The organism is Blastococcus carthaginiensis, assembly GCF_030731085.1.
GTDB lineage: Bacteria > Actinomycetota > Actinomycetes > Mycobacteriales > Geodermatophilaceae > Blastococcus > Blastococcus carthaginiensis.
Genome location: NZ_JASNFN010000010.1, coordinates 1 through 18417, shown reverse-complemented (window position 1 = coordinate 18417; position 18417 = coordinate 1). Strand labels below are relative to the sequence as shown.

Below are 18417 nucleotides of genomic sequence, written 5' to 3'. Positions count from 1 at the left end.
GCAGCCGCGTCGGACGCCGCCGGTGAGCTCGTCTTGGACGAGGTCGCTCGCACCTGCCGTCGGCCACGGCCGCGCCGTCGCCACCTCTCGCTACCCACTGGCGATGGCCCGGCCCCACCGGTGGGGCCACCCACCGCGGTCGCTCGGCGAGCAGCACGGCCACCGCGGGGGGTGCCCCCGGACTGCACCGTCGGGTCGTGCCCGCCGGGTCCCGGACGGCACAGTGGCCCGGCGCCCCCCCGGGGGGGCGGGGCCCGCGGGGGCGGGCCCCCCCGCGGCCGCCCCGCCGCCGCCGCCCCCCGCCCCCGGGGGGGGGGCCGGGCCACTGTGACCGGCGGTCAGCCGTGCCGCGTCACCGTGACGACGCGACGCGGCCGGGTGACCTCAGCTGCGCGCGGGACCGATGCCCTCGGCGTTGAGCGCCTCGATGATCCGCGCCGACTCCTCGAAGCCGATGACCACGATGGCGTCGGGGTTGAACTCCACCATCTGCTGGACCTCGGCGTCGAAGTTCGCCGCCTGCGGGTCGTAGGTCAGCGTCTCGATGCTGTCCGCGGAGAGTCCGGCCGCCTCCAGGTTCGCGACGGTGTTCTCCATGAGACCGGTGCCGTACGGGTCGTTCAGCGCCATGATCCCGACGGTGTTGTTGCCGTCGTTGATGATCAGGTCCGACAGCGCCCGGGCCTGCAGGGTGTCCGGCGGAGCCGTCCGGAAGTACAGCCCGTTGTCGTTGTAGGTCGTGAACTGGTCCGACGTGTTGGCCGGCGAGAACTGGACCACACCGGCGCGGGTGATGGCGTCGATGACGGTCAGGCTCACCCCGGACGACGCGGCACCGACGATGACGTCGACGTTCTGCTGCAGCAGCCGGTCCACCGTCTGCGAGGCGGTGTCGGTCGAGGCGTCGCCCGAGTCACCCTCGATCAGCTGCACCTCCTGGCCGAGCACGCCGCCGGCCTCGTTGATCTCCTGGACGGCCAGGCGGGCACCGGCGACCTCGGGCGGGCCGAGGAAGGCCAGGTTGCCGGTCAGCGGCAGCAGCGTGCCGATCACCAGCGGGTCCGTGGAGGTCGTGCCGGGCGCGGCCGGCGCCGGGCCCTCGTCGGTGGCTGCGTTGCCCTCGTCACCGGAGATCTCGAAGGTGGTCTGGCCCTCGTCGAGCGCGTTGTCCTGACCGAACTCCAGGATGCCGAAGCTCGCCTGAGCCGGCTCACCCGGCTCGGTGAAGCTCAGCGGCCCGGAGACGCCGTCGTAGTCGGGGTTCCCACCGGCGTTGATGATGTCCAAGCAGGAGCTGAAGCTGTCGCACGCCTCGCCCCCGAAGGTGACGCCGTTGATGTACGGGGCGAACTCCGTGGGCACCGTGCTACCCGCCAGCACCGAGGCCAGCGCGCTGATGATGATCGCGTCGTAAGTCTCGGCCGAGTAGTTGAAGTCCTGCAGATTCGGGTCGACCGCCAGCAGCCTCTCCTGGAACTCCGTGCCCAGGTCGGTGAGCGGGGTGGTCCCCCTCATGCCGGCCAGGGCGCCCTCCGTCGTGAAGGACTCACCGAGGGCGTTACCCATGTTGCCGTCGGTGCCGTAGACGTTGACCTGCTTCTCGCCGCCGCCGGTGTCACCACCGGCGTCCGTGGTGCCGCCATCCTCGTCGCCGCCACCGCAGGCGGTCAGCGCCAGCAGGGCAGCACCGGTGACGGCGATGCTGCGGGCAGTAGTGCCAGTGCGCATCAAGCAACTCCCAGTGTCATCAGTGCGCCCGGACGCCGGCGCGTACGCGACGGCGATCGACCGGGCGCCGATCGGTGCGCAGAACCTAGCCTCCGTCCGGGGGGTTGCACCCTGCTGCGGAACGACCGTGATGAGGTCGTGACCTGCGTCTCCGCACCGTGGAACCGGCAGCACGGTGCGTGGAGGACGGATGATGCTGCCGCTCGGCACGCGCGATCGGGGCGCGACCCGAAGGTCAGGCGGGGCCTTCGCCGGCCGTCGTCGCCGCCAGGATGGACTCCGCCAAGGCCTTCATGCTGGTCCGCTGGTTCATCGCTGTGCGCTGGATCCAGCGGAAGGCCTCGGCCTCGGTCATGCCCTGATCGGTCATCAGCCGGCCCTTCGCCCGCTCGACGACCTTGCGGGTCTCCAGCCGCTCCCCGAGGTCCTTGACCTCCCCGTCCAGCGCCGTCATCTCGGCGAAACGGCCGCGCGCAACCTCGATGGCCGGCACGAGGTCGTTCTTGGAGAACGGCTTGACCAGGTAGGCCATCGCGCCCGCGTCGCGGGCGCGTTCGACCAGCTCGCGCTGGCTGAAGGCGGTGAGCACGATGACCGGCGCGATCCGTGCCGAGGCGATCCGCTCCGCGGCGGAGAGACCGTCGAGCACCGGCATCTGGATGTCCAGGATGACCAGGTCGGGACGCAGCTCCTCCGCGCGCTCCACGGCCTGCTGGCCGTCGCCGACCTCGGCGACGACGCGGTACCCCTCCTCCTCGAGCATCTCCTTGAGGTCGAGACGGATCAGCGCCTCGTCCTCGGCGATCAGGACCCGGATCGGCTCGCTGCTCACGGGACGGCAGCCTATCGGCGTCGGCCGCCGGGCACCGCCCCGCTACTCTTCTCGGGCGCCGGTCGCACCCGGCACGCCCCCGTACCCCAATCGGCAGAGGGAGCGGATTCAAAACCCGCGCAGTGTGCGTTCGAGTCGCACCGGGGGCACTGTGCACATCGTCGTCCTCCGGACGACACCGCCACCAGGTGCCGTTCCCGACCGCCTTGGAGCCCTCCCGTCGCGCCTGCGCGGACCCTCCGGGCCCACTCGGCACGACCCCGCCGCACTGCGGCTCCCGTGCCGGCGTCTTCGTGCTGAGCCGTCGCCGGCTCTCCTCGAGGAGCCTCCGGCCCCCGCTCGGCAGCTCGCCTCGCGGGGCGGCTCGCGTCCCAGCCTCTTCGGCTCACGTCTCGACATGCCTCGGGGACCCTCCGGGCCCCGCCCGGCATGCCGAATAGTCTCGGCTGGTGACCGAGCCCGCGCCGCACATGACGCCCGAGCAGTTCCGGCAGCACGGCCACGAGGTCGTCGACTGGATCGCCGACTACTGGACGCGCATCGGCTCCTTCCCGGTGCGCTCGCAGGTCTCCCCCGGCGACGTCCGCGCCTCGCTGCCCGCCTCGGCCCCCGAGCAGGGTGAGCCGTTCGCCGCGGTGCTCGCCGACCTCGACCGGGTGGTCCTGCCCGGCGTCACCCACTGGCAGCACCCCGGCTTCTTCGGCTACTTCCCCGCGAACACCTCGGGTCCCTCGGTGCTGGGCGACCTGGTGTCCGCCGGTCTGGGGGTGCAGGGGATGTCGTGGGTGACCAGCCCTGCCGCGACCGAGCTCGAGCAGCACGTCATGGACTGGTTCGCCGACCTCCTGGGGCTCCCCGGGTCGTTCCGCTCCACGGGCAGCGGTGGCGGCGTCGTCCAGGACTCCAGCTCCGGGGCCAACCTCGTGGCCCTGCTCGCCGCGCTGCACCGGGCCAGCGGCGGCGCGACCGTCCGCCAGGGCGTGCAGCCCGAACGCGCCACGGTGTACGTCTCCAGCGAGACCCACTCCTCGATGGAGAAGGCCGTCCGCATCGCCGGCCTGGGCACCGAGGCGGTCCGGATCGTCGAGGTCGACGGCGACCTCGCCATGAACCCCGCCGCGCTCGCCGCCCGGCTCGAGCGGGACGTCGCCCGCGGGTACCGGCCCGTGCTGGTCTGCGCCACCGTGGGCAGCACCTCCACCACGGCGGTCGACCCCCTCGCCGCGATCGGGCCGATCTGCCAGCGCCACGGCGTGTGGCTGCACGTGGACGCCGCCTACGCCGGGGTCAGCGCGGTCGACCCCGAGCTGCGCGAGCTGCAGGCCGGCGTCGAGTGGGCGGACAGCTACACCACCGATGCGCACAAGTGGCTGCTCACCGGCTTCGACGCCACCCTGTTCTGGGTCGGCGACCGCGCGGCCCTCACCGGCGCGCTGGCGATCCTCCCCGACTACCTGCGCAACGCCGCCACCGACGCCGGCGCCGTCGTCGACTACCGCGACTGGCAGATCGAGCTCGGCCGGCGCTTCCGCGCCCTCAAGCTCTGGTTCGTGGTCCGCTGGTACGGGGCCGAGGGGCTGCGCGCGCACGTGCGCGGGCACGTCGCCCTCGCCCAGGAGCTCGCCGGGTGGGCCGAGGCCGACGAGCGGTTCGACGTCGTCGCCCCGCACCCGCTGTCGCTGGTCTGCCTGAAGCCGCGCTGGCCGGATGCGGTGGACGGCGACGTCGCGACCATGACGCTGCTCGACCGGCTCAACGACGGCGGCGAGGTCTTCCTGACCCACACGACCGTCCGCGGGCAGGCCGTCCTGCGCGTGGCGATCGGCTCGCCCGCGACCACGCGGGCCCACGTCGAGCGGGTGTGGGCCCTGCTGGTCGAGGGGCACGACTGGCTGGCCGCCGACTTCGCCGCCCAGGCCGCCGAGCAGGCGGCCGCACGGGCCGCGGAGCGCGAGCGGGCCGGGCAGGAGCGGACCGGGCGCGAGCAGACCGGGGCGACGCACACCGACGAGGACGGCGCCGAGGAGCCGGTCCAGGAGGATCCGACGGCCGAGCCGGTCGGCGAGGACGCCGGGACCACCACCTGAGCCGCGGCGCGCCGGTCAGGGTCCCCGGGAGCGGCGCTCAGCGCTCCGGGGACCGGATCAGCCCCTCCTGGGCCACGGTCGCGACGTGGGTGCCGTCGGCGGACCAGATCTGCCCGAAGCACAACGCCCGCCCCGCCGACGCCGCGGGGCTGTCGGTCTCGTAGAGCAGCCAGTCGTCCGCGCGCACCGGGCGATGGAACCACACGGCGTGGTCCAGGCTCGCACCGATGAAGTCCGGCCAGCCGCCGCCGAGGCGGGCGAACCCGGCCGAGAGCAGCGTCAGGTCGCTCACGAAGGTCAGCGCGGCCGCCTGCACCACCGGGTCGTCGTGGAGCTCGCCGGCGACCCGGAACCAGGTCCACGACTGGGTGTGCGGTGGTGACTTGGGCGGCGCCGCGAACGGGTCGTGCAGGAACCGCTGCTCGACGACCCGCCCCATGGCCGCCATGACGGCCGCCCGCTCACCGTGCCGGGCGACGATCTCGTCGGTGCCGACCATCTCCGAGGGACCGGGCACCCCGGGCATCGGGAGGGAGTGCTCAGCCACGGCCGGCTCGCCGATGTGGAAGTCGGCGGTCAGCGCGAAGATGGCGACGTCCTCGCCCTTGCGCCGCTGGCAGGCGATCACCCGCCGCGTGGAGAAGGACCGCCCGTCCCGGATGCGATCGACGGAGTAGCGGATCTCCTCCGACGGATCACCGGGCCGGAGGAAGTACGAGTGCAGCGAGTGCACCCCCCGCCCGGCCGGCACGGTCCGCCCAGCAGCCACGAGCGCCTGGCCGGCCACCTGCCCGCCGAAGATGCGCTGCCGCTCGCTGCTGGGCGTCTTGCCCACGAAGACGTCGGGCTCCCGTTCGCTGAGGTCGAGCACCGACAGCAGCGCCGCCGCCTGGGTGCCCTCCGGCCCGCCGCTCACGAGTCGGTACCCACCTCGTGCACGCGGATGAGGTTGGTGGACCCGACGGTGTTCGGCGGGCTCCCGGCGACGACGACGACCCGGTCCCCCACCTGCAGGCGACCGATCGACAGCAGGGAGAAGTCCACCTGCTCGACCATGTCGTCGGTGTGCTCGACGGCGGGCACCAGGAACGTCTCGACGCCCCACGAGAGCGCGAGCAGGCTGCGGACGCGGGCGTCGACGGTGAACGCGAGCAACGGCTGGCGGGGGTGCAGGGCGGCCAGCCGGCGCGCCGTCTCACCGGTCTGCGTGAAGGTGGCCAGCGCCTTGACGTCTAGGGACTCCCCGATGTCCCGCGCGGCGCGCACGATGGCGCCGGACCGGGAGCGCGACCGGCGCGCGAGCTCGGGCACCCACAGGTGGTCGCCCTCGACGGCGCTGATGATCCGGTCCATCGTCCGGACCGCGCCGATCGGGTACTGCCCCACCGAGGTCTCCCCCGAAAGCATGACCGCGTCGGCGCCGTCGAGGACGGCATTGGCCACGTCCGACGCCTCGGCGCGCGTCGGCCGCGAGTTGGTGATCATCGACTCGAGCATCTGGGTGGCCACGATGACCGGCTTGTTCCGCTCGCGGGCGGCCTGGATCGCCCGCTTCTGCACCAGCGGCACCTGCTCGAGGGCCAGCTCCACGCCGAGGTCGCCGCGGGCGACCATGATGCCGTCGAAGGCCTCGACGATCGCGTCGAGGTTGCGGACCGCCTCGGGCTTCTCCAGCTTGGCGATGACGGGGACGTGGATGTCCTCCTGGCGCATGATGTCGCGGACCAGCGCGACGTCGGTGGGCGAGCGCACGAAGGACAGCGCGATGAAGTCGACGCCCAGGTGCAGCGCGAAGCGCAGGTCCCGCTCGTCCTTGTCCGACAGCGCCGGCACGCTCACGGCGACGCCGGGCAGCGAGAGCCCCTTGTTGTTCGACACCTTGCCGCCCTCGACGACCAGGCAGAAGACGTCGGGCCCCTCCACCCGGACGACGCTCAGCGACAGGTTGCCGTCGTCGACCAGGAGCCGGTCGCCGACGCGGACGTCGTTGGCGAGGTTCTTGTAGGTGGTGGAGACGCGCTCGGCGGTGCCCTCGACGTCCTCGACGGTGATGCAGACCTGGCTGCCGGTGGCCCAGGTGACCGGCCCGTCGGCGAAGGTGCCCAGCCGGATCTTGGGGCCCTGGAGGTCGGCCAGGATGGCGACGGCGCGCCCGGTGCTGTCGGAGGCCTTCCGCACCAGGTGGTAGGCGGTGGCGTGGTCCTCGTGCGCGCCGTGGCTGAAGTTCAGCCGGGCGACGTCCATGCCCGACTCGACGAGGGCGGTGACCTGCTCGGCGGAACTGGTGGCCGGACCGAGGGTGCAGACGATCTTCGCGCGGCGGGACATGGCGATAACGCTAGTGCCACGACGAACTGCGCGGCGGGGCGGGACCGGCGTGTCGGCTACCGGCCTGGTCGCGCCGGGTGGAGCCCGGAGGGTTCCGCGCAGGCGGGACGGCTCACCGGCCTGGTCGCGCCGAGTGGGGCCCGGAGGGTTCCGCGCAGGCGCGACGGACGCGCTCCTCCGGACCGGGGGACGGCACGTGGCCGCGGTGCGGTCCGGAGGAGCGCAATGTCATCGCAGGGCGACCGCCATGGGGGTCACCGGCCGGGGCAGCATGGACTCCCCGGTCAGCCAGGTGTCGACGCCGGCGGCCGCGGCCCGGCCCTCGGCGATGGCCCACACGATCAGCGACTGGCCGCGGCCCGCGTCGCCGGCCACGAAGACGCCGGGGACGGTGGACATGAACTCGTCGTCGCGGACGACGTTGCCGCGCCCGTCGACCTCCACGCCGAGGGCGTCGACCAGTCCCTCCCGCTGGGCGCCGGTGAAGCCCATGGCGAGGAACACCAGGTCCGCGGGGAGCTCGCGCTCGGTGCCCTCGATCTTCTGGAAGCGGCCGTCGACCCGCTCGACCTCGTGCAGCAGCAGGGCCCGCACGTTGCCCGAGTCGTCGCCGAGGAACTTCTCGGTGTTGACCGAGTAGAGCCGTTCGCCGCCTTCCTCGTGCGCGCTCGAGACGCGCATGACCATCGGGTAGGTCGGCCACGGGTTGCTCGCCTGGTCCCGCAGGTCCGGGGGCGCCGGCATGATCTCGAGCTGGGTGACCGAGGCCGCGCCCTGCCGGTGCGCGGTGCCCAGGCAGTCGGCGCCCGTGTCACCGCCGCCGATGATCACCACGTGCTTGCCGTGGGCGTCGATCGGCGGGTCGTCCAGCTCGCCCAGGGCCTGCCGGTTGCCGAACGGCAGGTACTCCATGGCCAGGTGGATGCCGGCCAGTTCGCGGCCGGGAGCCGGCAGGTCGCGGCCGATGGTGGCGCCGACGGCGAGCACCACGGCGTCGTGGTCGGCGCGCAACTGCTCGACGGTCGGGTCGCCGTCCCGGCCGCTGCCCACCTCGACCCCGGTGACGAAGCGGGTGCCCTCGGCGCGCATCTGGTCCAGCCGCCGGTCCAGGACGGACTTCTCCATCTTGAACTCGGGGATGCCGTAGCGGAGCAGGCCGCCGATCCGGTCGGCGCGCTCGTACACGGTGGCCTCGTGCCCGGCGCGGGTGAGCTGCTGGGCGGCCGCGAGCCCGGCGGGGCCGGACCCGACCACGGCGACCTTCTTGCCCGAGCGCTCGGCCGGGGTCTGCGGCTGCACCCAGCCCTCGTCCCAGGCGCGGTCGATGATCTCCCACTCGATCTGCTTGATCGTGACCGGCGACTCCTGCAGGTTCAGCACGCAGGAGCCCTCGCACGGCGCGGGGCAGAGCTTCCCGGTGAACTCCGGGAAGTTGTTCGTCGCATGCAGCCGCTCGATCGCGTCCTGCCAGTCGTCGCGGCGGGCGAGGTCGTTCCACTCCGGGATCAGGTTCGCCACCGGGCAGGCGTGGTGGCAGAACGGGATGCCGCAGTCCATGCAGCGGGCCGCCTGGGTGCGCACTTCGGCCGTCGGGAACAGCGGGTCCTCGCCGTTCTCCCGCCGGCTGTAGACGTCCTTCCAGTCCAGGAGGCGGACCTCGACGGGCCGGCGCGGCGGCAGCGCGCGCTCGTACTTCAGGAAACCGGTCTGGTCAGCCACGTGCTGCCTCCATCACTGCTCGATCCACGTCGGTGCCGGCGGCCTCGGCGGCCCGCCGGGCCTCCAGCGCCCGCCGGTAGTCGCGCGGCATGATCACGCTGAACCGCTCCGACCAGCGGCCCCAGTCGGCCAGCAGCGCGGCGGCCACGCTGGACTCCGTGTCGGCCGCGTAGCGCACGAGCACGTCGCGCAGCCACTGCGCGGACTCGACGTCCAGCGGCTCGACGTCCACCATCTCCGGGTTCACCCGGTGCCTTGCGAGGTCGAGCACGTAGCCGATGCCACCGGACATGCCGGCCGCGATGTTGCGGCCGGTCGCCCCGAGGATCACGGCGCGGCCGCCGGTCATGTACTCCAGCGCGTGGTCGCCGACGCCCTCGACGACGGCCAGCGCACCGGAGTTGCGCACGCAGAACCGCTCGCCGACGCGGCCGCGCAGGAAGATCTCCCCGCCGGTCGCGCCGTAGCCGATGACGTTGCCGGCGATGACGTTGTCCTCGGCGAGGAACGGCGCCTCCCGGGAGGGCCGCACGACGATCCGCCCACCCGACAGGCCCTTGCCGACGTAGTCGTTGGCGTCGCCGAAGAGCCGCATGGTGATGCCGCGCGGCACGAAGGCACCGAAGGACTGGCCGGCCGACCCGCCGAAGGTGAGGTCGATCGTGCCGTCGGGCAGCCCCTCGCCGCCGAAGCGACGGGTGACCATCGAGCCCAGCATCGTGCCGACGGTCCGGTTGACGTTCCGCACCGGCAGCTCGAGGCTGACCGGCCGCGCGTCGAGGAGCGCGCCCTCGCACAGCTGGATCAGCGTCTGGTCCAGGGCGACGTCGAGACCGTGGTCCTGACCGCGGACCGCGCGCCGCGGGGTGCCCTCGGGCAGCTCGGGCACGACCAGCATCGGCGAGAGGTCCAGGCCTGCGGCCTTCCAGTGGTCGACGGCCTGGCGGGTGTCGAGCAGCTCGGCGTGGCCGACGGCCTCGTCGATGGAGCGGAAGCCCAGCTCGGCCAGGTAGGAGCGCACCTGCTCGGCGAGGAACTCGAAGAAGGTGACGACGAACTCCGGCCGGCCGGTGAACCGCTTGCGCAGCTCCGGGTTCTGCGTGGCCACGCCCACCGGGCAGGTGTCGAGGTGGCAGACCCGCATCATCACGCAGCCGGAGACCACCAGGGGCGCGGTCGCGAAGCCGAACTCCTCGGCCCCGAGCAGCGCCGCCACGATCACGTCGCGGCCGGTCTTCATCTGCCCGTCGACCTGCACCACGATGCGGTCGCGCAGCCCGTTGGCCAGCAGCGTCTGCTGGGTCTCGGCCAGGCCCAGCTCCCACGGGGAGCCGGCGTGCTTGAGCGAGGTGAGCGGCGCGGCGCCGGTGCCGCCGTCGAACCCGGAGATGAGGACGACGTCGGCGTGCGCCTTGCTCACGCCCGCCGCCACCGTCCCGACGCCGACCTCGGCGACCAGCTTGACGTGGACCCGCGCTGCGTCGTTGGCGTTCTTCAGGTCGTGGATGAGCTGCTTGAGGTCCTCGATCGAGTAGATGTCGTGGTGCGGCGGCGGGCTGATCAGGCCCACGCCCGGCGTGGAGTGCCGGGTGCGGGCCACCCACGGGTACACCTTGCCGCCGGGCAGCTGCCCGCCCTCGCCGGGCTTGGCGCCCTGCGCCATCTTGATCTGGATGTCGTCGGCGTTGACCAGGTACTCGCTGGTGACGCCGAACCGGCCGGACGCCACCTGCTTGATCGCCGAGCGGCGCAGGTCGCCGTTCGGGTCGGGGGTGAACCGGTCGGGGTCCTCACCGCCCTCGCCGGTGTTGGACCGCCCGCCGAGGCGGTTCATCGCGATGGCGAGGGTCTCGTGCGCCTCCTGCGAGATGGAGCCGTAGCTCATCGCGCCGGTGTTGAAGCGCTGCACGATCTCGCTCGCGGGCTCGACCTCCTCGAGCGGCACGGGCGGCCGCACGCCGGTCTTCAGCGAGAACAGGCCGCGGAGCGTGGCGGCCTCCTCCGACAGCTTGTCGACGCTCTCGGTGTACTTCTCGAAGACCTCGTACTGCCGGGACCGCGTGGCGTGCTGGAGCAGGAACACCGTCTCGGGGTTGAACAGGTGCACCTCGCCCTCGCGGCGCCACTGGTACTCCCCGCCGGTCTCCAGCCGGCGGTGCGCCCGCTCGGTGGGGTTGGCCGGGTAGGCCCGGCGGTGGCGCATGGCCACCTCCTCGGCGAGCACGTCGATGCCGACGCCGCCGAGGGGACAGGACGTGCCGGTGAAGTACTCCTCGACGACCTCCTGGGAGAGCCCGACGGCCTCGAAGATCTGCGCCATCGTGTAGGAGCCGACGGTCGAGATGCCCATCTTGCTCATGACCTTCAGGACGCCCTTGCCCAGCGCCTTGACCACGTTGCGCACCGCCTGGGCGGGCTCGACGCCGGTGAGCACGCCGTCGCGGATCAGGTCCTCGATCGACTCGAAGGCCAGGTAGGGGTTGACCGCGGCCGCGCCGTACCCCAGCAGCAGCGCGACGTGGTGCACCTCGCGGCAGTCGCCGGACTCGACGACGAGCCCCACCTCCATGCGGGTCTTCTCCCGCACCAGGTGGTGGTGCACCGCGGCGGTCATCAGCAGCGACGGGATGGGGGCGCGCTGCTCGTCGCAGTCGCGGTCGGAGAGCACGATGATGCGGGCGCCGGCCGAGATGGCCTTGGAGACCTTGGTGCGCAGCTGCTCGACGGCCTCGGCCAGGGCGGCGCCGCCGCCGTTCACGTCGAAGTGACCGGTGATCCGGACGGCGGCGTAGCCGGGCAGGTCGCCGTCGTCGTCGATGTGCAGGATCTTGGCCAGCTCGTCGTTGTCGATGACCGGGAACGGCAGGTGTACCTGCCGGCAGGACGCCGGCGTGGCGTTCAGCAGGTTCTGCTCGGGGCCGAAGGTGCGGCCCAGGCTGGTCACCAGCTCCTCGCGGATGGCGTCCAGCGGCGGGTTGGTCACCTGGGCGAACAGCTGCCCGAAGTAGTCGTAGAGCAGCCGGGACCGGTCCGACAGCGCCGCGATCGGGGTGTCGGTGCCCATGGAGCCGATCGGCTCGGCGCCGCTGGCGGCCATCGGCGTGACCAGCATCCGCAGGTCCTCCTCGGTGTAGCCGAAGAGCATCTGCCGGCGGACGACGGACTCGTGGCTGGGGCGCGAGCGGCGGCGCTCGGGCAGCTGCGGCAGGTGCACGAGGCCGGCGTGCAGCCAGTCCTCGTACGGGTGCTCCGCGGCCAGCGCACCCTTAACCTCCTCGTCGGAGACGATCCGCCCCGAGGCGGTGTCGACGAGGAACATGCGGCCCGGCTGCAGCCGGCCCTTGGCGACGACGTCGGAGGCCGGGATGTCCAGTACGCCGACCTCGCTGGCCATGACCACCAGGTCGTCGCGGGTGTGCCACCAGCGGCCCGGGCGCAGGCCGTTGCGGTCCAGGACCGCGCCGATGAGCGTGCCGTCGGTGAAGCAGACGGCGGCGGGCCCGTCCCAGGGCTCCATGATCGAGGAGTGGAACCGGTAGAAGGCCCGGCGGGCCGGGTCCATCTCGTCGTGGTTCTCCCAGGCCTCCGGGATCATCATCAGCACCGCGTGCGGCAGCGAGCGGCCCGACAGGTGCAGCAGCTCCAGCACCTCGTCGAAGGTGGCCGAGTCGCTGAAGTCGCTCGCGGTGACCGGGAAGATCCGGTCCAGCCCGAGCTCCGTGCTGTCCTCCCCGCCCACCCTGGCCGGTCCGTCGAACAGCTCGGTGGCGAGCTTGGCCTCGCGGGCGCGCATGCGGTTGCGGTTGCCCTTGATGGTGTTGATCTCGCCGTTGTGCGCGATGAAGCGGAACGGGTGGGCCAGCGGCCAGCTCGGGAAGGTGTTGGTCGAGAAGCGGCTGTGCACCAGGGCGATCGCCGACTCGTAGCGCTCGTCGCGCAGGTCGGGGAAGAACAGCGGCAGCTGGTCGGTGGTCAGCATGCCCTTGTAGGTGATCGTCCGCGACGACAGCGAGGTGAGGTACAGCGAGCTGCCCGCGTCGACCGCGGCCCGCTCAGCCCGCTTGCGCAGCACGAACGACCGGCGCTCCAGCCGGGTGACGCCGTTGCAGACGACGTTGCCGCCGAAGGCCTTCTCGTCGGCCCGGGCACCCATGGTCTCGGCGACGAACACCTGGGCGAAGTGCGGCATGACCGCCCGCGCCGTGGGGCCGAGGTCGGCGCCGTCGGGGTCGACCGGGACGTCGCGCCAGCCGAGGACGGTGAGCCCCTCCTCCTCGGCGAGGCGGGCGACGTCCTCGTACCGGGCGGCGCGCTCGGCCGCGTCGGTGGGCAGGAAGGCGATGCCGACCGAGTACTCGCCCAGGGGTGGCAGGTCGAAGTCCACGTCGGCGCGCAGCAGGGCGTCGGGGACCTGGGTGAGGATTCCGGCGCCGTCACCGGAGTTCGGCTCGGAGCCGGCCGCACCCCGGTGGTCGAGGTTGTGGAGGGCGGTGAGGCCGGCCTGCACGATGCGCCGGCTCTTGCGCCCGCGGGCGTCGGCCACGAAGGCGACACCGCAGGCGTCCTTGTCGTTGGCCGGGTCGTAGAGACCGGTCGGGGCGGGGAGGGCGGAGAAGGGCACAGCCGCGGGCACGGCCGGGAACGGCACGGCCGGCGGCACGGCGCCGGTGGTGGCTGCCGCGGTGGCGGGGGCGGGAAGGTCGGTCATGTCACTCCCGTCGTCGGCGCACCGTCGTCCCTCGGGGGCGAGGGTCGGACGGGGGCGGGGCCCGGGCCGGAGGTTCAAGGGCGGCGGAGATGGCGGCACATGCGGATCGCGGGACACCGGGGAGGCTCAGGTGGCCCTGACCGGCTGACGCGCGAGCCCACCGGTGGGTGCCGGCGAGCCGTCGTCCGCGGGGCAGCACTGGCCCGGTCCGACACTACGACCTCGCCAGGATCGCTGGCGGGTCAGGCGGAAGCGTACACAGCCGTAACACCGTCCTGACACGGCTGGCGCCGATCCGTGACCGGCCCCACGCTGGGCGCCGGGGGGCTCGTCGAGCGCTGCGCCGCCCGACCGCTCAGGTCGCCGGCGGCGGTCGGTGATCGTCCTCACGCGCCCCGGCCGCCGTCGCCCCGGACGCCTGCTCGGACGACGTCCCGGACGACGCCGGGGACCCCGGCTCGGTCGGCCGGCCGTCCGCCGCCGCGGCACCGCGGTCGATGACCTCGCGCGGGCGGCCGCGCTGCCACACGAAGTAGGCCACGGCCAGCAGCCCGACGACGATCGAGGTGAAGACGTTGATCCGCACCCCGAAGAAGGTCTCCGCGGGGTCGGTGCGGAGCAGCTCGATCCACAGCCGGCCGGCGCAGTAGGAGGCCACGTAGAGCGCGAACGCCCGGCCGTGCCCGAGGCGGAAGCGGCGGTCGGCCCAGATGACCAGCGCCGCCGCGGCGAGGTTCCACAGCAGCTCGTAGAGGAACGTCGGGTGGAACGTGCCGAGCACCACCGGCTCCCCGTCCGGCCCGGTGACCGCCTGCCCGCCGCTCCACTCGTAGATCGTCAGCGCCCACGGCAGGTCGGTGGGACCGCCGTACAGCTCGTTGTTGAACCAGTTGCCCAGCCGGCCGATCGCCTGCGCGACCAGCAGCCCCGGTGCGAGGGCGTCGGCGAACGCCGGCAGCGGGATGCCGCGGCGGCGGCAGGCGATCCACGCCCCCACGCCGCCGAGCGCGATGGCGCCCCAGATGCCTAGGCCGCCTTCCCATATCGCGAAGGCGCGCAGCGGGTCGCCGTCCTCGCCGAAGTACGGCCGCGGGCTGGAGACGACGTGGTAGAGGCGGCCGCCGATGATGCCGAACGGCACCGCCCAGACGGCGATGTCCAGCACGTCGCCGGGCGCCCCGCCGCGGGCGACCCAGCGCCGTTCGGTGAGGACGACGGCGGCGACGATGCCGGCCACGATGCAGAGCGCGTAGGCGCGGATGGGCAGCGGGCCCAGCTCCCACACGCCTTGCGTCGGGCTGGGGATGGCGGCGAGGACGCTCACGCGCGCACCCCCGCCCGGCGGACCCCTGCGGCGAGGTCCCGGGTGAGCGCCCGGACCCCCTCCGCCCCCCGGCCCTCCAGCAGCTCGCGCACGTAGGCCGAGCCCACGATCACGCCGTCGGCGAAGGCGGCGACCTCGGCGGCCTGGTCGCCGTCCGAGACGCCGAGGCCGACGCAGACGGCGAGGTCGGGTGCGGCCTCGCGGGTGCGAGCGACCAGCTTCTCGGCGGCGTCGCCGACCGTCGCGCGCGTGCCGGTGACCCCCATGGTGGAGGCCGCGTAGACGAACCCCCGGCAGGCGGCGGTGGTCGAGCGGAGCCGGGCGTCGGTGGACGACGGCGCGACGAGGAAGACGCGGTCGAGGTCGTGCTCCTGCGCCGCGGCGATCCACGCTCCGGCCTCGTCGGGGATGAGGTCGGGGGTGATGGCGCCGCCTCCGCCGGCCGCGGCGAGGTCGGCGGCGAACCGGTCGGTGCCGTAGCGCTCGATCGGGTTCCAGTAGCTCATCACCACCGGGACGGCGCCGGCCGCGGTCACCGCCTCGACCGCGCGCAGCACGTCGCGCATGCCGACCCCGGCGCGCACGGCGACGTCCACGGCTTCCTGGATCACCGGCCCGTCCATGCCCGGGTCGCTGTACGGGACGCCGACCTCGATGACGTCCGCCCCGGCCCCGACCGCGGCCACCATGGCCTCGATCGAGCCCTCGACGTCCGGGTAGCCGACGGGCAGGTAGGCGATCAGCGCAGAGCGCCCCTCCGCCTTCGCGGCCCCGATGCGTTCCTGCAGCGCGCTCACGCCGTCTCCCCCGCTCCTGGTCCGGCACTCGTCCGACCGCCGGTGGCGACGTCACCGACCGCATCGACGCCGACCCGGTCCGGTGGGATCGCCTCGGCGTTGCTGACCGCGCCCTCGGTGGGTCGCTGGTCGGTGTCCAGGCCCGGGCCGGGGTCGACCTCCTGGCGGTCGCCCAGCCCGAACCACCGGGACGCCGTCTCGACGTCCTTGTCCCCGCGGCCGGAGAGGTTCACCAGGAGCAGCGGAGGCTCGTCCCCCCGCCCACCGGCCCCGCGCGACCCCAGCTCCCTGCCCAGGACCAGCGCGCCGGCCAGGGCGTGCGCCGACTCGATCGCCGGGATGATGCCCTCGGTGCGGCAGAGCAGCGCGAACGCCTCCATCGCCTCGGCGTCGGTGACCGGCCGGTACTCGGCCCGCCCGATGTCGTGGAGGTAGGAGTGCTCGGGGCCGACGCCGGGGTAGTCCAGGCCGGCGCTGATGGAGTGCGACTCGACCGTCTGGCCGTTCTCGTCCTGGAGGAGGAACGAGCGGGCGCCGTGCAGCACGCCCGGCGTCCCGCCGGTGATCGTCGCCGCGTGCCGCGCGGTGTCCACGCCGTCGCCGCCGGCCTCCAGGCCGACCAGCCGCACACCCTCGTCGGGGACGAAGGCGGTGAAGATCCCGATGGCGTTGGAGCCACCGCCGACGCAGGCGAGCACGGCGTCGGGAAGCCGCCCCTCGCGCTCGAGCACCTGGGCGCGGGCTTCGTCGCCGATGACCCGCTGGAAGTCGCGGACCATCGCCGGGAAGGGGTGCGGGCCGGCGACGGTGCCGAAGACGTAGTTCGTCGTCTCCACGTTGGTCACCCAGTCGCGGAACGCCTCGTTGATCGCGTCCTTGAGGGTGCGGGAGCCGGTGGTGACCGGGACGACCTCGGCGCCGAGCAGTCGCATGCGGGCGACGTTGAGCGCCTGACGGCGGGTGTCCTCCTCGCCCATGTAGACGGTGCACGACAGCCCCATGAGCGCCGCCGCGGTCGCGGTGGCGACGCCGTGCTGCCCGGCGCCGGTCTCCGCGATCACGCGGGTCTTGCCGATCCGCTTGGTGAGCAGCGCCTGGCCCAGCACGTTGTTGATCTTGTGCGAGCCGGTGTGGTTGAGGTCCTCCCGCTTGAGCAGGATCCGCGCACCGCCGGCGTGGGCGGCGAACTTGGGCACCTCGGTCACCGGGCTCGGCCGGCCGGTGTAGTCGCGCTGCAAAGCGGCGAACTCGGCGAGGAACGCCGGGTCGACGCGCATGGCCTCGTAGGCCTCGGTGAGCTCGTCGAGTGCGGCGATCAGCGCCTCGGGCACGAACCGGCCACCGAAGACCCCGAAGTGCCCGGTGGCGTCGGGCCAGCCCGGCCGCGCCGGGAGCGAGAGGTCTCCGGTCTGCGGTGGGCTGGTCGTCGTCATGCGCACAGTGTCCCGCGCCGGGCACCACGATCGCCGCAGGGGTGCGCGCGACATCACCGGATCGGACCAGCGCACCGGCTCCGCCGTAGAACGGATCCGATCGGCGGACCGGCCGCGCAGTCAGAACGGTGGTGGGTCGTCGTCCAGGTCGAGCTGCCGGTCCGGGTTCGGGTCCGGTTCCGGTGGTGGTTGCGGTGGTGCGGTGAGGACGCGGTAGCCGGGTGGTCGGCTGGTGCGGGTGACGCCGGTGGGGGTGGTGACGGTGAGCACGCCGTCGTCGCTCATCGTGTGCTGCCAGCCGGGGGGGAAGGTCTTGAGCCGGTGGTGGCGGCGGCACCGGCAGCACAGGTTCTCGCAGGCGGTCGCCCCACCGGCGGTGTGGGCGATGACGTGGTCCAGGTCGGCCCAGCCGGCGGGCACGGTGCAGCCGGGGTGGCGGCAGGTGCGGTCGCGCAGGCGGAGGAACTGCTGCTGGCCGGCCGAGGGGCGGTAGCGGTCCACCGCCGCCGGTGGGCCCAGCAGCGGGCAGCCGCACGATGAGTCGGGATGCTCGGGGTGGTCGGGGTGGTCGGGGTGGTCGGGGTGGTGGGGGCAGCCGGCGCGGGCCAGCCGTTCCACTTCTCGGCGGCCGGTGACCGCCCGCAGCTTCCCGGTGGCGTCGGTGATCGCGATCTGCAGGCTGCCCGCCGGTGGCGCCTGGATGCCGCAGGCGTCGAGCTGGGCGAGCAGTTCGCGCAGGTGGGCGGCGGTGATCGGCTCCCCGTCGACCTCCCCGACCGGCTCGGGAACCCCGGGTCGGGTGCCGGGTGGGGTGCCGGGTGGGGTGAAGGCGTCCGGGGTCGGGGCGCCGGCGGCGAGGAACCCGGCGGGGGTGAGCGCGGTCAGCGGGGCCACCACGGTCAGCTGCGCGGTGACCGCCGGCCGCTCCTGCCAGGGCCGCAGCAGCAGATCGGCGGCCGCGCCGGCGCGCAGCATGCCGATCGGCCGCTCGTCGCCGGCCTCCTTCGCCGCGCGGGCATGCCGGTCCACGGCGTCCCGGCAGGCGCGGGCCTCGGGATGCGGGAGCAGCGCGCGCAGCTCGCTCATGCCGTCCCCGACCGGGCGCACCGTCACATCCGCGCCGCGCTGCCGGGCCTTCCGGCGCCGCTCGGCGGCGTCGGCGTCACGGGCCAGCAGCTCGGCGCGGACGGCTTCGCGCAGCTTGCCCACCCCCAGGCCGCTCGCGCCGGGCAGCACCGCGGCCTCCACCCCGGCGATCACTCCCGGGTCGGTGTCGGACCCGGCGGCGGCGACCTCGGCGGCGATCGCCCGGGCCCGCGGCCAGTCCAGCAACCCCAGCCGCAGCGCCGCGAAGGTGCCCGGCAGCCGGGTGGTGAGCACATCGGCGTGCTCCAGCAGGGTCACCGCCGCCGTCCGGCTGCAGTTGTGCACCATGGCCAACTCGTCGGGCACGAACTCACT

General features: G+C 73.5%; 11 protein-coding genes and 1 tRNA gene. 2 read left to right on the top strand and 10 right to left on the bottom strand.

Features of this window, described 5'->3' with window-relative positions; translation table 11 throughout:
• Window positions 1-384: 384 nt before the first annotated feature.
• Both QOZ88_RS09610 and QOZ88_RS09605 read right to left on the bottom strand, forming a co-directional pair.
• A complete protein-coding gene (locus tag QOZ88_RS09610) occupies window positions 385-1728 on the bottom strand; it encodes an ABC transporter substrate-binding protein (protein WP_305999559.1) in 1344 nt (447 codons plus the stop codon).
• Window positions 1729-1963: 235 nt separating this feature from the next.
• On the bottom strand, window positions 1964-2560 hold the full coding sequence (locus tag QOZ88_RS09605) for an ANTAR domain-containing response regulator (protein WP_305999558.1): 597 nt from the start codon (window positions 2558-2560) through the stop codon (window positions 1964-1966).
• A gap of 75 nt (window positions 2561-2635) precedes the next feature.
• On the opposite strand from QOZ88_RS09605, the gene QOZ88_RS09600 reads away from it, so the two are divergent.
• Window positions 2636-2709: transfer RNA gene (locus tag QOZ88_RS09600), tRNA-Leu, on the top strand.
• Window positions 2710-3009: 300 nt separating this feature from the next.
• Window positions 3010-4647, top strand: a complete 1638-nt coding sequence (locus tag QOZ88_RS09595) for an aminotransferase class V-fold PLP-dependent enzyme (RefSeq protein ID WP_305999557.1) — start codon at window positions 3010-3012, stop codon at window positions 4645-4647.
• 37 nt (window positions 4648-4684) lie between these two features.
• On the opposite strand, the gene QOZ88_RS09590 is transcribed toward QOZ88_RS09595, so the two are convergent.
• The 8 genes from QOZ88_RS09590 to QOZ88_RS09555 all read right to left on the bottom strand — a co-directional run.
• Entirely contained in the window at window positions 4685-5563 is an 879-nt protein-coding gene (locus QOZ88_RS09590) for an acyl-CoA thioesterase (RefSeq protein ID WP_305999556.1), read from the bottom strand.
• Window positions 5560-6975: a pyruvate kinase gene (pyk, locus tag QOZ88_RS09585; protein WP_305999555.1), complete on the bottom strand. Its 1416-nt coding sequence runs from the start codon at window positions 6973-6975 to the stop codon at window positions 5560-5562. The genes QOZ88_RS09590 and pyk overlap by 4 nt, the downstream gene beginning before the upstream one ends.
• A 228-nt stretch (window positions 6976-7203) precedes the next feature.
• Window positions 7204-8694 (bottom strand): glutamate synthase subunit beta, encoded by a 1491-nt coding sequence (locus QOZ88_RS09580; RefSeq protein WP_305999554.1) that lies wholly within the window; start codon window positions 8692-8694, stop codon window positions 7204-7206.
• Window positions 8687-13402, bottom strand: a complete 4716-nt coding sequence (gene gltB, locus QOZ88_RS09575) for a glutamate synthase large subunit (protein WP_305999553.1) — start codon at window positions 13400-13402, stop codon at window positions 8687-8689. Before gltB ends, QOZ88_RS09580 begins: the two co-directional genes overlap by 8 nt.
• Before the next feature lie 355 nt (window positions 13403-13757).
• Complete coding sequence (gene lgt / locus QOZ88_RS09570) at window positions 13758-14726, bottom strand: prolipoprotein diacylglyceryl transferase (protein WP_305999552.1); 969 nt, start codon at window positions 14724-14726, stop codon at window positions 13758-13760.
• Complete coding sequence (gene trpA / locus QOZ88_RS09565; protein WP_305999551.1) at window positions 14723-15523, bottom strand: tryptophan synthase subunit alpha; 801 nt, start codon at window positions 15521-15523, stop codon at window positions 14723-14725. Before trpA ends, lgt begins: the two co-directional genes overlap by 4 nt.
• Entirely contained in the window at window positions 15520-16956 is a 1437-nt protein-coding gene (trpB, locus tag QOZ88_RS09560) for a tryptophan synthase subunit beta (RefSeq protein ID WP_305999550.1), read from the bottom strand. Before trpB ends, trpA begins: the two co-directional genes overlap by 4 nt.
• Window positions 16957-17076: 120 nt before the next feature.
• On the bottom strand, window positions 17077-18417 hold a 1341-nt coding region (locus QOZ88_RS09555; RefSeq protein WP_305999549.1), incomplete at its 5' end, for an HNH endonuclease signature motif containing protein.